At 64.8% G+C, this 15,462-nt stretch carries 12 protein-coding genes and 3 pseudogenes; 12 read left to right on the top strand and 3 right to left on the bottom strand.

The window, feature by feature from the left end:
* Positions 1–289: 289 nt before the first annotated feature.
* From QA634_RS07670 to istB, 5 genes and pseudogenes are all read left to right on the top strand, one after another.
* Positions 290–1,498, top strand: coding sequence for a glycoside hydrolase family 5 protein (locus QA634_RS07670; protein WP_168169141.1), 1,209 nt, complete (start codon positions 290–292; stop codon positions 1,496–1,498).
* A 380-nt stretch (positions 1,499–1,878) separates the two neighbouring features.
* Positions 1,879–1,965: pseudogene (locus QA634_RS07665) on the top strand (helix-turn-helix domain-containing protein); the annotation flags it as partial.
* 76 nt (positions 1,966–2,041) lie between these two features.
* Positions 2,042–2,695: pseudogene (istA, locus tag QA634_RS35805) on the top strand (IS21-like element ISMtsp8 family transposase); the annotation flags it as partial.
* A gap of 60 nt (positions 2,696–2,755) precedes the next feature.
* Positions 2,756–3,145 carry a Mu transposase domain-containing protein gene (locus QA634_RS35800; RefSeq protein WP_445928388.1) on the top strand — a complete coding sequence of 130 codons (390 nt, stop codon included), beginning with the start codon at positions 2,756–2,758 and terminating at the stop codon, positions 3,143–3,145.
* Positions 3,142–4,017: an IS21-like element ISMtsp8 family helper ATPase IstB gene (gene istB / locus QA634_RS07655; RefSeq protein WP_012290057.1), complete on the top strand. Its 876-nt coding sequence runs from the start codon at positions 3,142–3,144 to the stop codon at positions 4,015–4,017. Before QA634_RS35800 ends, istB begins: the two co-directional genes overlap by 4 nt.
* 33 nt (positions 4,018–4,050) lie before the next feature.
* On the opposite strand, the pseudogene QA634_RS07650 reads toward istB, so the two are convergent.
* Both QA634_RS07650 and QA634_RS07645 read right to left on the bottom strand, forming a co-directional pair.
* Positions 4,051–5,268 (bottom strand): annotated as a pseudogene (locus QA634_RS07650) (transposase); the annotation flags it as partial.
* Between the two features lie 1,077 nt (positions 5,269–6,345).
* Complete coding sequence (locus tag QA634_RS07645) at positions 6,346–8,445, bottom strand: DNA polymerase III subunit (RefSeq protein WP_012331425.1); 2,100 nt, start codon at positions 8,443–8,445, stop codon at positions 6,346–6,348.
* Positions 8,446–8,561: 116 nt separating this feature from the next.
* On the opposite strand from QA634_RS07645, the gene QA634_RS07640 reads away from it, so the two are divergent.
* The 4 genes from QA634_RS07640 (at position 8,562) to QA634_RS07625 (ending at position 12,282) form a co-directional block, all read left to right on the top strand.
* Complete coding sequence (locus tag QA634_RS07640; protein WP_012331424.1) at positions 8,562–9,956, top strand: hypothetical protein; 1,395 nt, start codon at positions 8,562–8,564, stop codon at positions 9,954–9,956.
* Positions 9,957–10,652: 696 nt separating this feature from the next.
* A complete protein-coding gene (locus tag QA634_RS07635) occupies positions 10,653–10,919 on the top strand; it encodes a hypothetical protein (RefSeq protein WP_012331423.1) in 267 nt (88 codons plus the stop codon).
* Between the two features lie 159 nt (positions 10,920–11,078).
* On the top strand, positions 11,079–12,104 hold the full coding sequence (locus tag QA634_RS07630) for a hypothetical protein (RefSeq protein ID WP_012331422.1): 1,026 nt from the start codon (positions 11,079–11,081) through the stop codon (positions 12,102–12,104).
* Positions 12,105–12,150: 46 nt separating this feature from the next.
* Positions 12,151–12,282, top strand: coding sequence for a hypothetical protein (locus QA634_RS07625; protein WP_150108811.1), 132 nt, complete (start codon positions 12,151–12,153; stop codon positions 12,280–12,282).
* Between the two features lie 160 nt (positions 12,283–12,442).
* Here QA634_RS07625 and QA634_RS07620 read toward each other — a convergent pair whose 3' ends face one another.
* Entirely contained in the window at positions 12,443–12,835 is a 393-nt protein-coding gene (locus QA634_RS07620) for a hypothetical protein (protein WP_012331421.1), read from the bottom strand.
* 591 nt (positions 12,836–13,426) lie between these two features.
* On the opposite strand from QA634_RS07620, the gene QA634_RS07615 reads away from it, so the two are divergent.
* From QA634_RS07615 to QA634_RS07605, 3 genes are read left to right on the top strand one after another with little or no spacing between them, the layout of a single operon-like run.
* On the top strand, positions 13,427–14,761 hold the full coding sequence (locus tag QA634_RS07615; RefSeq protein ID WP_012331420.1) for a PGN_0703 family putative restriction endonuclease: 1,335 nt from the start codon (positions 13,427–13,429) through the stop codon (positions 14,759–14,761).
* On the top strand, positions 14,761–15,111 hold the full coding sequence (locus QA634_RS07610; protein ID WP_012331419.1) for a DUF2958 domain-containing protein: 351 nt from the start codon (positions 14,761–14,763) through the stop codon (positions 15,109–15,111). The genes QA634_RS07615 and QA634_RS07610 overlap by 1 nt, the downstream gene beginning before the upstream one ends.
* On the top strand, positions 15,108–15,359 hold the full coding sequence (locus tag QA634_RS07605) for a hypothetical protein (protein ID WP_012331418.1): 252 nt from the start codon (positions 15,108–15,110) through the stop codon (positions 15,357–15,359). Before QA634_RS07610 ends, QA634_RS07605 begins: the two co-directional genes overlap by 4 nt.
* Positions 15,360–15,462: the final 103 nt, after the last annotated feature.

The following is a 15,462-nucleotide window of genomic DNA, read 5'->3' as shown; positions in this document are numbered from 1 at the left end:
CGCGTTACAATACGTGGTGAACCTTGAGCCGACTGGATCAGCGCGCGAGCCAAGAGATCACCGCGCGAGCCAAGACCATCCCCGGCATGTCGCGCACCACGACAAGAGCAATCACCTGATTCCGTCATCGCGCTCGCCGCACACGAGATGCAGGAACAACCAAATTCTCACAGCGACGATATCTCTCCGGGATTGACTCCTGGGACATCGCGCGAAACAATATCACTGCACATGCGATCTCTCGGCTTGCGCGAGCTTGTCGATGCGCTTCCGTGGTAATGGGATAAACATGTACGGAGCGAGCGCCGGCAAGCGCGACGCGCAATATAGCGGCGGCCGGTTCGTTGCTTCTCGAACGAGAAGGGCGAGGTCCGTTGCTGCGTTCGTCGTTCTCATCGCCGGTTGGCTCTGCGGCGATCGGACTGACCAGCACAGCTTTGCAAACAGTCCACCGGGCCAGGCTGACGGCAGGGAGTATGAACTGAGGCGTGCCGGTCAAATGTGGGACGCCGCGAAGTTCGGGTCTGGAACCGTACGGGGATTCGGCGTCGGCCGTCTCTCTGACACGGACTTATACGATCTGGCGGGCACCGGCGCAAATGTTGTGAGAAAGTTTCTCAATTTGCATCGGGCCGTGAAATCCGATGAGTACGTCGTGGACGCGCAGCAACTGGTTGAGTTGGACCGATTGGTCACGTTTGCCTTGAATCACAAATTCAAAGTTGTTGTTACTTTCGAGCCGTTACCCAACCAATTTGCTCAGGAGTTTTGGGATAATTCGTCTTTGAAGGATAGCATCGTTGATGCTTGGCGACAGATAGCGAAGCGCTACGAGCACAGTCCCGCGATTGCCGCGTACGACCTCATCAATGAGCCGATCACCAAACGTCCCTGGGACGACGGCGGCCAGGAGGAGTGGCTGAATTTTGCGACGAAGATAGTTGCGGCCATTCGCGAGATAGATCCCAAGCGGGTAGTCGTATTTGAGCCCTCGCCGGGCGGATTGCCGTTTGGGTTCTCTGCGGTGCATCGGCTCATACCGTTCAGCAATATTGTGTACAGTGCGCATGTGTACCAGCCGCACCAGCTCACACATCAAGGTTTATACTCGTACAAGATGCCTTATTCCTATCCAGGAATTTGGAACAAGTCAGATCTGTTCGCTCTTCTTGCCCCAGTGAAGGATTTCGCGAAACGGCATGACGTCAATATATACATTGGGGAATTCAGCGCAGTCCGTTGGGCTCCGGGCTGTTCGGCGGAGAGATACGTTTCTGACGCCATGTCAATATTTGAGGCTGAGAAATGGTCGTGGAGTTATCACGCCTGGCGTGAGTACCAGGGCTGGGACCTGGAACTTCCAGAAAGTTGGTTTCGGCGCTTTCCATACAAGGACGCAAAGCCGCAAGGCTTTGAGACGGCCGATCAGTCGAAAGTGAGAGTCGAAACGAACATTTATCGAATGATACTGCAAAAATTTCTGCAAAATACGCCATAACCAGCAACATATTGCGGATTGTACCGCCCGGTGTAGTCTGCGCATTGTAAAATCAGTGAAGTTCGATCGAGTTTCGCGTTGGCCCGCCGACTGGCGCTGGACGCAACATGCCACGAGCCTGGTCAGGTGGCCCGCGCGGATCTGCCGGCAGCTTAACGCCGGGGGCGCGGGACTGGCGGGAAGATCGCATTCGCGCGAGCGGTTGAACCTGCTGTGAGCGGGCGTTGGATCCTCCTCACTTGTGGGCCTGCAATTTTCCCCACCCTCCCGGCCGCCCCTGAGCCTCCTGTTTGAGGCGGGATGCCCGCGCGGCGGCCGTCTCACCGAAGCTGGTCCCCGTGGCGGGAGGGAGCGGCGCGGTGGTCAGCCTCGGGGAACTCATGACGATCCTGGACCTCCACCGGCAGGGCCTCTCGGTCACCGCCATCGCCCGCCAGCTCGGCCTCGACCGCAAGACCGTCGCCAAGTACATCGCCCGCGGCCTCGAGCCGCCCGTCTACGGACCGCGATCCCCCCGCGCGCGGGCCACCGACGCCTTCCTGCCCTACCTGCGCGGAGCGCCTGGCCGCCTACCCGCAGCTTACGGCCGTCCGTCTCTGGCGCGAGTTGAAGGAGCGCGGCTTCGCAGGGGCCTACACCGCCGTGAAGCGAGCCGTGGCCCTGCTTCGCCCCTCAGCTCCTCTGCCTATCGAGCGCCGCTTCGAGACCCCGCCGGGCGAGCAGGCCCAGGTCGACCTCGCCCGCTTCGAGGTCGTCTTCGCCGACGAGCCGGGCGTGACCCGCATCGTCTGGCTGTTCGCGATGGTGCTGGGCCACTCGCGCTATCTCTGGGCCCGCTTCGTCGTCCACCAGGATCTGCAGACGGTCCTGCGCTGCCACATCGCCGCCTTCCAGGCCCTTGGAGGCGCCCCGCGCGAGATCCTCTACGACCGCATGAAGACCGCCGTGATCGGCGAGGATCCCGACGGCTTGGTCATCTATAACCGCAGCCTTCTCGATCTCGCGCGCCACTACGGGTTCCTGCCGCGCGCCTGCCGTCCCTACCGGGCCAAGACCAAGGGCAAGGTCGAGCGCCCGTTCCGCTACCTGCGCGAGGACTTCTTCCTCGCCCGCTCGTTCCGCAACCTCGACGACCTGAACGACCAGCTGCGGCACTGGCTCGACACCGTGGCCAACGCCCGCCGGCACGCCACGACCAAGCGGATCGTCGCCGACGCCTTCGCGGAGGAGCGCAGCCAGCTGCGGGCGCTGCCGCCCGTGCCCTACGAAGCCGTGCTCAGCCTGGAGCGGCGCGTCACCCACGAGGGCTTCGTCTCGGTGGCGGGCAATCTCTACAGCGTGCCCGACACCACCCGCCGCCGCGCCCTGGAGGTGCACGTGCTGGCCGATCAGATCCGCATCTACGAGGCGGGTGAGCTCGTTGCCTGCCACCTGCCCCTGGAAGGGCGTGGGCTGACGCAGGTCGATCCAGCCCATCGGCGGCCGCGATCTCCCCCGCCCGAGCCACGAGACCCTGCCGAGCCGGTGGTCGTCAGGCGCGCCGGCGACCAGGTCGCGCGTCGTCGCCCGCTGGCCATCTACGACGCCGTAGCCCGCCAACTCGCGGGAGCCGGCGTGCCCAGGACCGACCGGGGAGACGCGGCATGAGCGGAACTGGCGAGCTGATCCCCCCACTGGTCGAGCGGATCAAGGCCACGCTGGTAGGGCTGAAGATGCCGCGCGCCCTGGAGATCGTCGACACCACCGTGCGGCGGCTGGAGCGCGGCGAACTCAGCGCGCTGGAGGCGGTCGATGCCCTGCTGAGCGAGGAGCTGAGCCTACGCGAGAGCCGGCGGGTGAAGACCGCGCTGGTGATGGCGCGGCTCTCGACGGTCAAGACGCTGTCGGGCTTCGACTTCGCCTTCCAGCCCTCGCTCGACCGCACCCGCATCCTGGCCCTGGCCGAGCTGGGCTTCGTGGACCGCTGCGAGGTGCTGCACTTCCTCGGCCCGCCCGGCACCGGCAAGAGCCACTTGGCGGTGGCCCTCGGGGTCGAGGCGGTGAAGGCGGGCCGCAGCGTGTACTTCACCACCCTGGCCGACCTTGTGGGAACGCTGGCGCGGGCCGAGCGGGAAGGAACGTTGCGCGAGAAGATCCGCTACTTCTGCCGGCCGGCGCTGCTGATCGTGGACGAGATCGGCTACCTGCCGGTGGTGCCGGGCGGGGGCAACCTGTTCTTCCAGCTCGTCAACGCGCGCTACGAGCGGGGCGCGATGGTCCTGACCTCGAACCGCGGCTTTGCAGAGTGGGGGGAGGTGTTCGGCGATCCGGTGGTGGCGACCGCGCTGCTGGACCGGTTGCTTCACCACGCCGTGGTGGTGCAGATCGAGGGCTCAAGCTACCGGCTGCGCCAGCACACCGCGCTCATGCCCGAGCACATCCGCTCGAAGGCAGCCCTGCAGGCTCCGCCGCTCGCCCCGCCTCCGCGTCGGCGCGGACGCCCGCCCAAGAATGGAGGTGCTCACCTCGGCATCGCCTGACCGCCGAGCCCGCCGATCTGAGGAAAATTGCGCGCCCGAAATTGCGGAAGGTTCGAAGCCCGTTGACACGTATTCGGCTGCGAAGTCCGCGGTCTGCTCCCGCGCCCGCCCGACGCGCAACGCCTCGTGTTGCGCCTCGGGGCGGATCGTGATCGCCCGGCGTGCCGTGCTCGCGCGTGTGCACTGCGGCCGGAGCGGGCACGCTCGGCAGTCGCTGACCGCGAACTTGATCTTGATCACCGGCGTCGTGCCGCGGGCGAGCGCCGGCGTCCAGCTCTGGCTTCGCTTGCCGGCTGGACACGTTGCCCGCTGCTCAACGAAGTCGATGGCGAAGTCCCGTGCGGCGAACCCAGCGCCGGCCTGCGCCTGCCACTGCCGGTCGCCGCGCGTCGGGCCGACCAGGTCGACCCCGTAGCGTTCCTGGGCGTCGACGAACAGCGCCGCATTCACAAAGCCGGTGTCGGCGATGTGGGTCTTGGGCAGCAGGCCCCGTGCAGCGAGCGCCGCATGGATGGTCGAAGTCGTGGCGTCGTCCGATACCGCGGCGGTCGTCGTCTCGACGTTGGTGATCAGGTTCGGGGTGCCCTCGTCGCACGTCTCGGTCAGGTGCACCTTGTAGCCGCTCCACACCGTCGCGCCCTTGCTCGCGTAGCGCGCCTCCACGTCGTAGGGCGAGCCGATGTAGCGACCCGACGTTGGCACCTGATCATTCGTCCGCCACTCGACGCGGGCGCCCTCCGGCCCGTGCTCGACGAGGAAGTTCTGCACCCAGACGCGCCGCAGGGTCTCGAGGGCCGCGGCGTCCCGCACAACCGGCGGCGCGCCGTCCGCTGTGGCGAGAGCCAGCAACGTGAAGCCATCGACGCCGGTCTGCACCGCCCACGCCCGGCGCCCAGTCTGGCTCTTGGGCAGCCGAAACTCGCTCGCTCGGAGCTCGTACCGTTCGGCCCATGTCGGGGTCGTGCACGCGCGCAGCCAGTCGGGCGCCACCGTCGCCAGCGCGTTCAGTGTGTAGCGCAATGTCTCGCCGACGACTTCGAGCCGGCTCATGGTGCGCATCGCCCCGAGGACGTGCGTGGAGTCGCTGCGCTGGCGTCCGCCGCCCTTCAGCAGTCCGCGCTCTCGCGCCAGTTTGAGAGTTGCGTCGAGGAGGCGGCTTTCCGCCCCGTGCGCGAGAAGGCGCGTGCGGAACTCGCTCAGGACAGTGTGGTCGAAGCCGACGTCAGTCAGTTCCAGACACAGCAGGTATTTCCTGTACCTGACGACGAGCCGTGCTTCAGTGCGGCTTGGGCGTCCGGCGATCTGAGGTATTTCCGGTTCGACACAGGCGAAGCTGAGCTACTCCTGTGTCGCGATCGCCGACTGGCACGATCCCGGACGCCCCGTCGCGTTCCTCCGAACAGTCGCTGGGGCTCCGCTCGCGCGGACGCCCGCGTACAGGACAGGATCCGCCATGCTCAGTCCCGGACTGGACGTCTCTCCAGACAATTTCAATCAGATCAAGGCTTTAGCGAGTCCCTGAATACGTCGTGTGTAGCACGCCTGTGTGACACGCGGAATACCCCGCAGTTTGCTTCCGCGTTCTCCTCTCGCACAGCCATTCTGCTGACGACCTGATCACGCCTCATCGCTGGACATGCCAGGCCCCTGACGGGCTCCGAGCCTCCACCGCTAGCCAGGCGGGATGGGGACCGCCGGATCAAGCGCCGAAGGGCATCGGCACTCAAGAGTGGTTCGGGCTGCCGGGCCGCTCAGGATGGGGGAACGGTAAGCATCCAAGCCCCCTGGACGACCGCCTGCTCCAAGGGTCCGGAGAGCAGGCATCCGTCCGCGTTGGCCGCCGGGACGGCGGGAAGCGGTGAGTAAAGGCCGACAGCCCAACCCCGGCCTGCCTGATGAAGGTTTCACCTCCGGCCCCGGCGCCGACGGCCTCCCGCACGGGACGGCGCGCGTGCCTCGCTGCTTCTGCCGGTCACCGGCGAAGCTGTGCCCTGTCGGGCACAATGGCACCTCGGGCCTCCCCTCTAGTGAGGAGACGAGGCAATCTCCAATCTCTCGATCAAGAGAGATCGGCAAAGTTGTCCACCGGCCGGCCACACTGATCCTACCGGTGCGGTCGATACCCATACCCCTAACTATTGGCCGCGCGCTCATGCCGGCAGTATGCCAGCCTCCGTCCATGTTAGATTTAGGCGCAACACACACCCAGGTCTAAGCCATAAATCACCTAATTCTAAGAATTTGCCCGCCGAACGGAATCGATCCGGCATCTCGCTGTTCAGCTAAGTATTTGTTTTAGATCATCTTTTCATAGGGTGTGTAGTCGCTTTAGCCCTTAGCCCCCGCCGCACCTCGCGTCCACCATCCCCGCCAACGCCGCTTCCGCGCCCTGGCATCCAGCGGCCACGAGTCCCGCAGTTCGTCCCGTGCCTTAGCGAGAATCGCCCCCGGTGCGGCAGCCTTATCAATCGCCAGACGTGCCAACGCAGCCGCACGCCGTTCCCTCTCCCTCTCGCGATCTTGGTGCTCGCGCTCCTCCCAACCGAAGGCGACGTGGCGCCAGGCATGGTCCCGCAGCGCCGACAGGAACGTCATCCGCTCCTCGTCGCAGCGACGCTGTGCGCCCTCGCCGATCCCCTCCGACACCCAGAAACGTCGGCCACCCGGCGGAACGGTCCCGATCGATCGTCGCCATCGTGCCAGTACCCGCAATAGATCCAGCACAGCCCCTTCTCGGCCTCGTTCGTCGCGGGCCATGCAATCCGGATCCAAGCCGCGGCAGAGGTACCGCATGTAACGGAAGTGTAGTCGGTGGTGGCGTGCTTCCGGCAAGTTCAACAACCGCCCGACGCGCAGAGTTCGGCTGTCACCGGGTGGCAGATGACCTCGCCGGAAGTTGTCCAACAGCCAACGCCGAACTTCCACGCGCTGCTCGTCCAGGACGTGCAGGAGGATATCCGTCCGGCCACGCGGCGCGAACTCGTGCACGTAGATCCAGTGCCAAGCGCCGCGGCCGCGCAGCTTCATGCTCAATCGCTGGAGCAAGGTGCCGACGATCTCTGCAGCTGTCCTGTCGCCGATCCGTCCCTCCACATGTCGGATCGTCACCCTCATGTTGAACCAGACGCCAAATTCCTGCGCCATGAAGGATGCTGCATCCCAAAGTACACAGGCCTGCGCGTAGGTGAGATGCTCAGCCACCGTTCCCGCACCGATCGCCTTCGCAGGCGTCTGAGCACGCGCACGCCGGGGGCGCTTCATCAAACTATCTGTCGTAACCCCAGGCCCGGCAGCGCCCCGCGCTTCGCTGGGCACGGGCAAAGGGCCGAGGTACCCGTGAAAGCGGCTGATCAGCAACGCTAGGTCTGACGCGCTCGCCTGCCGCGCCGTGCTCGACCGCCACAGCTCCGCCAGCCGTTCAATGAAGCTCGGCACGTCCGTCCGCGCCGCGGCTGCCCTTGCAGTCAACGCCTCCACCAGCACTCGGCGGTCTGTCACGCTCACGCGGTCGTGGATCGCGTGCGATCGCTCGACGCGGTGCACCTCATTGAACAGCAGGTAGACCAGCAGCTCTTCGACCAAGCGGATCTTCCGCTCCGGGGCCGTCACCCATCCTTCCAGCAAGCGCAGCTGTTGCTCCAGTGGACCACCCGTCAGGGCGACCTTCAGATAGGCTGGCACGACGTCGGCGTGATCCAGATCGAGGGCGCGGCGCACGCCGTCATACGTCAGGCTGCCAAAGTCTTTCACCCTCTCCAAGTCGCGGATAAGCCGGCGCGGCGACCCTCGTCCCGTCTCGACCAGCAGCTGCAGCGCGGCCGCCTCCGGCTCCAGGCCTTCGTGGCGGCAGATCTTATTCAGGTATGTCAGCGCATCCTCGTCGGAGATCGGGCGGATCTCGATTCGCAGGCTGCGCGTCAGGACCGCCTCCGGGATCGCCTCTAGGTCCGTCGTCAGCAGCATGAAAACGGTGGTGCTGTTTGGCTCCTCAAGGCGCGACAGCAGCGCATCGAAGGCGGCACCCGTCATGCGGTGCGCTTCATCCAGCGCGAAGATCTTCCGGTACTTGCGGCTTCCAGACGCGCTTGAAGCGCGCACCAGCATACGCGCGTCCTCAAGGCCGCCCTGCGACGCACAGAGGTGCTCGCGGTAGTACGTGTCGTTCTTCGGTTTGAACTCCCGGCAGATGTCACAACTCAGGCACGGCGAGCCGTCCACCGGTGCCCGGCAGTTCAAGGCATTTCCGAGCACGCGGGCTATCGTCGTCTTCCCGCATCCTGACGGTCCGTGCAGCAGCAGGGTCTTAACCTGCCGCTCTCTGACGCGCTCCTTGCACCACGCAACGGCCCCGTCCTGCCCAACGAGGTCGCCAAACACGCGCGGTCGGTACTTCTCATCCCAACCCTTGGGCTCCTGCGTGTCGGGCATTCTCCCCGCATCCCTGGCCTGGCACTCAATCGTCGAGAACGCGTCCGCCTTGTGACGCCCCGCTTCGCCCTTTACTCGGTTCCCTGTGCCACACCCAACCGCGACGAGGGATCAAGATGGACGGCGAGGAGGCAGGGGGCCCCGGCAACGACGTCGAGCCGAACCAGGGGCTGTCCCCGGAGGTCGTGCAGGCCCTGGCACTCCTCAGGCAGCAGAAGACCCAAAAGGCCGCGCTTGCGAAGTCGCTCCAGGCTGTGCTGCTCGAGATCAAGGCTACAGAGACCTTCGTCAGCGATCAGGTCTGCCGGTTCTCCGTCGACAGCCCCCACCTGCAGGCCGCCCTCGTCGCCACCGGTTTCGTGCAGACGAAGGGTCTCGCGAAGGGCGAGCGCCTCACCAACCAGGTAGCCTGTACCATTCGGCCTGAGGCGCTGCGCCTTACGACGCACAGCGCCACCCTGCACTGCACCACTGAAATCCCGCTGGCGCTCTCGCCCGGCATCCCCTTCGTGCAAGACGTAAGCTTCAGGCTGAAACACGCGAAGATGCGCGATGCCTTCGCCCATGCGAAAAAGAATGTCGTTTCGTCGGCTGTGCTCAAGCTCGGCTTCCATCCAGTCGAGCAATACCTCTATGTCTATCTTGAGACCGGCGTCCTCCCGTTCGCGACCGTTCCAGCAGCACCGGACGATCAACCATGGAACGCCGAGTCGTTTTCACCCCCGCAGCCCGTCCGGCCGGACGTCCTCGTTCAGGGCCTAGAGGCGGTGTTCGTCAGTCTTGCTGGTGGTGCCGGCGACCCGCGCTATCAAACGATCGACGTGTCGGGCGGCCGCATGCGGGCGGCGTCTGATGATACATTCTCCGTGTTCGAGCACCCGGCACTGGCGGGGCTGACTATTAAGTTTCACGCCGGCGACGCAACCCAGCTCATCAGCGTGCTCCAGCGCTTTCGGGCGGGTCAGACAACCGTATCGTCCTCCCCCGGCTGGTACCGGTTCGACGACGGTGTGCTTACGCTGTGGGCCAAACGCCCGACTCACGACATTATCCCGGGCATCGACCGAACGCTACGCGAGGCTGAATCGGATGCTCTAGTTCATGCCGCAGTTAATCGGGAGAAGTTGTGGCAAATTCTGACGACGTTCCGCTACTTCCTGCGGGTTCAACACGGTGAACGCCTCGGAGGCGTGGCCTTTCCCAACCCTCCAGTGGCCAGCGCCGTGCTTAACACGCCGGTCAAGATGCTGCTTTCGGCCAAGTCGCAGTTTGAGCCTGACGTCAGACCAGAACTCGCCATCCAAGTCGAGCCCGAAGCTTCACTGCTTGATCCCGCCTTTGTGGCAGCGGCCTCGGAGATGCACCTGATCGACTTCATCCATTTGGAACGGCTGGCACGCTGGTCCTCTAGTGAGACACTCTCACTTCGTCTCGGTGAAGCTGGTCTTATCGTTGCTGATAAATCAGCAGACCGCCAAGTACTCAACCTGCTGCAGACACATAGGCACTGACTCGACGCGCAGACTCAAGCGCTATGGATGTATGTGCATGAAGTGCTGCTTAAGTGCTGTATCAGTCACTATTTAAGTGCTGTATCAGTCACTATATCCACTCATACTCCTCACAACACCGGCGGATCATCCGATCCGCCGGCACGCTGTCTCTCACCGTTCATCCTTGTTCTCACTTGACGTCCCTCTATGGACGTCGGTGCGCCCTCAGCGCCCTAAAGCTCTGACGAATAACGAGCGCTGTGCTCCGAACCCCTGCTGATCACGGATCAGGTCGCGGCCGCTCTCAGGGAGGCAGCAAGACTCCGCTCCTGGCGCATCTCTGCCGCTCAGAGTTGAGAAGCGCTGTGATTCGCGTGTCTGTAAAACGCTGTATGCATAGGGCCAATTTGGCCTGCGTACTCGCTGGTTGCCGAGCTACATCAACGGGACACCCCCTCCTCCGGCGGATCACCTCATCCGCCGCAGAGCACTCCCCGCTACGCCGCCGCCGCTCCCTCTCTCCAGGAGCGCACCTTCCCCCCTGTCGCCGTGCCGGTCCCCACCGCCCCTCCGGCAGACGGCGACCTCCCGGCGATCCAGGCCCGCCGCCTTCATCCTCACTGACGCCCGCAACTTCTGCCCCGCCTGGCTGAAGCTACGGCTGTTCCACACAGACCGAGATCTTCATGTCTCGCAGCTCTTGGAGGCCCCTTCATGCTCGGCAACATCGTCGACCATCGCACCGACCGCACGTGCCCGCAGGTCGATGCCGTGTTCGAACCATCCGCTCACGACAGCGCTCAGCGGCCCGATGGCACATTTCACTTCGACATGGCGGAGCTCGAGCACGCACCGAATGCCTTCCACGTGCTGGAGGCCTACAACACGACCGTGCGCGAAGCTGTCCTGCGTGCCGAGCGGGAATGGTCCTTTGCTGTCACAGTCTTCCTCTATGACCAAGGCAGCCGCCCCGTCGGATGAGAGATCGGCTACGTCGCCTTCTACGGCACGTCGGTGCACAGGAACTCCCGTACCTTGAACCACCCGCAACGGGATCTCCGTGGAAATCCAAACCTGCATGGGCGCTCCCAAGCCCAGCCTTTGCCGTTCATCTCTCCCCACGAGCTCAGCGAGGCACTCATGGATTGGTTCGAGCGGCTCACCGGCTTCCAAGAGACCACCTACGAGGAGACGAAGCGGCGGTTGTCCGTCGTTGATGGACGGCTCCGCTCGGATGCTAAGCAGCGGAGCTACGCCGTCGGAGTGCTCGAACTACCCGCCTTGTCCGAGCTGCGTACCCGTGCCCAAGCCATCGGTCGGCAGGGACGCCTGCGGCTGTCGATTGTGGAGGGCGACGTGCGGGCACTGCACCAAATGCCGGACAACCGCGGTGCTCTGTTCCAGGTCGCCTCGCAGTTCAACCTGCTGGAGATGGTCGGGCCGGACGTGACGCCCGAAGATGGCGTCACAGGCTACGCGCACGACGGCACGCAGGGCCCCGCCTGTGCCATGGCAGCCGGTGCGGCCACCATCTACCGCAACTACCTCGTCCCCATCGCCGATGAAGCCGGTCAGACAGCCGATCGGCAGCTCGACGCGCTGGCAGACCTCGGCCTCGAACTTGCTCGGCGTCTCGGGACGAGCATGTCCGCACTCTGGCGCATGCAGAATGGCTACGCGCTCGCGAAGGAAGCTGGCTTGTCTGCGATCAGCATGCATCTGAGGGTCGCTGACGCCGCGACCCTCGATGCCTTGCGCGGGCTGCTTCGGATCGGGGTGCACTGGGATGTCGAGGCGACCGACGCGCGTGGTCCGGGACCACTCGTCACCCAGGCCTTCTGCTCTGCCCTTCCCGTGGCCTATTCGAACATCGCTTCATCGGCTTGGGAACCGTTTGCACGCCTTGTTCTTGAAGCCGCCTATGAAGCGACGCTGCTAGCCAGCCTCCTGAACTCTGCACGCGGTGGCACAAACCGCGTTCTCCTGACCCGTTTAGGCGGAGGTGCCTTCGGGAACGAGGATGCCTGGATCGATGATGCCATCTTGCGCGCGTGTCGCTTGATGATCGCGGCCGACCTTGATGTCTCGATCGTCAGTCACGGGCCCCCGTCAAAGAAGCTTCGGGACCTCCTCCACCGCCTCAGGAATCTGACAGCGGTCGACTGAGCAGCGCCGAAGACGGGTCTCTGTCCCTGGTGAGGACGCTGCCACTATCGGCGCCGTCACCGGCCAGCTCGCTGGCGCTCTTTCCGGCGCCTCCGCTATCCCGAAGCGCTGGCTTCATCAACTTGCCTGGCGCAGCGAGATTTATGAGGCCACGAATCAGCTTCTCATGAATCCCTAAAGGGGCAGCGGCTGACCCCGAGCGGAAATTTTAGACGCCACCAACGCCACCAACGAAGGTCTGCTCGGGGTGGGTGTCGGCCATTGGCCAGACACCAGAAAGCGGCCGTTCGGCAAAGCGTCCAGCGCAGCTATTCGTGCACCGGCCGAGACCAGGCTGATCAATCGTTTACGCCAAAATTTGTTAATCTCCAGCCGGCGTCTTCCTTGCTGAAGTAGTAGATGATGTCGTCGCAGAAAGCCGAATAAACGACCTTGCCCTCTTGGGTTTCCTTGCCGGTCTTCTCCTTGGCAAGACACCTCCGCTGCGCTGGGTTGAAAGCACCCTTCCAGATCACGGGGAAATCAGCGGCTTGCCGTAGATCGTTGTAAAACACCGGGAATTTGATCATCTGCGATACCGCCTTCTGATCGCTCTTGCCCACGGCAGCTTTGAATTGCGTCCAGAACGCTGCGAAACCGTCATCACTCCCGGCCGCCACAGCCGGCCCAGCTGTTATCAGCAAACCGGCCACAAGCAGTCCGCTGCCGATCACCGACTTAAACGAATTCATGTTCGCCCATCCATGCTCAAGACCGCAGGTCTCATCGGGGCTGCTTCCTCGATAGGACCCGCGAACGCGCCTCCCTGATGACGCTGCATCGTTTCAGGCTGACGATGTCCGCGCCTGCGTCGTGTTTCGAGGCGGCAGGTTCGGCAGGGTGCCGGCCAGCAGACCTTCCGAAAGCCTGAAAGGGGTTGTGAGCAGCCATCCCAAACGCGCAAGCCGAGTGTCAACTCCTAGTGCATCTCCGCACCGCCCATAAAGCTCGATGCTTCGGCGTCTCTGTAAAACGCTGGGTGTGTGGGCCTATAACAGCCTGCGTTCCCGCTGGCCCGCGGGCTACATACTTTCATAACCCCTGTAACCCCGGCAAGTGAGGAGATCCAGCGGAGGGTGACGGCTACGTGCCTGTTTCCGCAGCCAAGCGGGCTACAGGGAAGTACAGCTCGCCATCCCTGCGCCCTCGGCACTCCCCTATGCTTCACCAGCTAACATACCTCTCAACCTTCGCTCCCGGCGGCCTTTCCGCCGGCGCTCGCAAGATCTGTTCTGCAGCGCTGAACCTCCGGCTGTCTCTCCTCGTAGCCCGAGGCCAGCTTCATGGACCACCGCTTTTCATCCGAAGATGCCGCACCGGAGTCGGCGTTCGTCCGGCCGCTCACCCGCGCACCCCTCATCCCTGAGGCGCTCCTTCGTCAGCACGCCTGCTTCATCCTCACAGACACCCGCTTCCGCGCCGCCGCCCGCCTGCGCCAGTCCCTCTGGCGAGAATCGGTGCTAGGCTTACCGGCTGGCCTTCATTGCACGGGCGGCAGCCGTGCCGTTGTTCCTGCCCTCCTCGGCTCCACGCTCCGGCCAGCCGACGCCGCCAACGGCCTCAACTTCATCAGCTCAACGGTGCATCAGTTTGTGCGCCGCAGCCTCGTCCTGCGCGAGGAGGGCGCTCTCGTCCACTACGACCGCCTTCATCGGAACCTGCTCAGCTCCGAGGCGCTCACGTACAACCTGTTCGCCCCGCTGGCCCTCGACCTCGACCTGGCGACGGCTGTCTTCCGGCAGCTCCTGCCGGCCTTCGTCACCCGCGTCACCGGCATCCGCTTCGAAACCTCGCCGGGCCGGCACGATCCCCGCTACTTGAACGACGGCACCGCCTTCGACGCTGCGCTGACGGTGATCACGCCGGAAGGGGAGAGGGCCACCGTCTTCATCGAGGTCAAATACGGCGAAGGCTGCACCGGGGCGGCCGCCACGCACCGCCCCCGCTACGACGAGGCCAGCCGCGAGGCTGCCCTTCATCATGATCCCGACAGTCCGGCGCTCCGCTCCACCCTGCTGGAGCAGTTCTGGCGCCTGCACCTCCTCGCACAGCTCGCTGTTCGTCACGGCGTAACCCCGCGGGCGCACCTCCTCGTCCTCGCCCCACAGCTGAACCGGCGCGTGTCGGCCGCCACCAGCATCTACACCACCCAGCTCACCGATCCCGGCGGTTCATCGCCAGCCACGACCGGCTTCTCCGCCCTCACGCTCGAGTCCTTCGTCTCCGCGCTGGCGCAGGCGGGCGGCGGCGCGGAGGCGGGTTACCTCTGGCACCGGTATCTCGACCTGCGACCTGTCCTCGACCTCGTCCTAGCTGAGCCCTCCACGCCCGACCGCGATCCGCCGCCGGCCGGGGCACCGGTCGCGCTGCTGCCACCCCCTTCGTCAGCAACACCGGTTGCGGACGCAGTCGCCGCCCCTGTGGCCACTTCATCGCGCGGCCAAGCTCGCCCTGCCCGCCGGCCACGACGGCGACCCACTGAATCCGTGACAGCACCTTCATCAAGCACAGCAGCTGTTCGCCTGGCGCGCAGGCCCAAGGACAAGGCACCCGTTGGCGCGCTCCGCACGTCAGCCCGTTCCCCGGCGCCCCGCCGCCCGGCCCCGGAGGTGCGCTAATGGTCCGACCGCTCCTCACCGCTTCCCTTCGTCAGCAGCTCCTCGCCAACGGCAGCCGCACCGCTCGTGGCGAGGAGATCGACCCACCTCCCGTGGTGAAGCTGTTCATGCCAGACGGCCCCGCCACCTGGCTCCTCATCGAACTCGATCCGGCCGAGCCGACCCGTGCCATCGGCCTCTGCGACGCCGGCCTTGGCTCGCCCGAACTCGGCTACGTCTGCCTGCTCGAACTCGCGGCCCTCCGGGGCCGCCTTCGTCTACCCGTCGAGCGTGACCTCTACTTCATCGCCGACCGCCCGCTCTCGGCCTACCCCGCCGCGGCCCGCACCATGGGGAGGATCACCGTATGAACCAGATCCAGCTATCCCCCTGCCTCGCCACCGACGATCCCGAAGATGCGCTGGTCCCGCACGTCACACGTGATCCCGTCACCGGTCTGCCCTGGCCCGAGCCCACCACCCCGGAGCCGGGGTTCGTCACCCTCGCTCAGTTCCTGTTCGAGGCCGTCGCCGAGACCACGGACGGCTGCCTCGTCGAGCCGGACGGCATCTGCCGACACGGCCACCCCTCCTGGCTCCTGCGCCTCGGCGTCATCTGAACCTACGCCCCTACGCCGCGGACCGGGCAACTGGCCCGCGCATATCCGTTTTCGCAGGCACGGGCGGCATACGCATCGCGAACGTCGAGAAACGTATCGCACA

This window comes from Methylobacterium sp. CB376 (assembly GCF_029714205.1).
In the GTDB taxonomy this organism is placed as follows: domain Bacteria; phylum Pseudomonadota; class Alphaproteobacteria; order Rhizobiales; family Beijerinckiaceae; genus Methylobacterium.
This window is presented reverse-complemented; position numbering and strand designations above follow the sequence as displayed.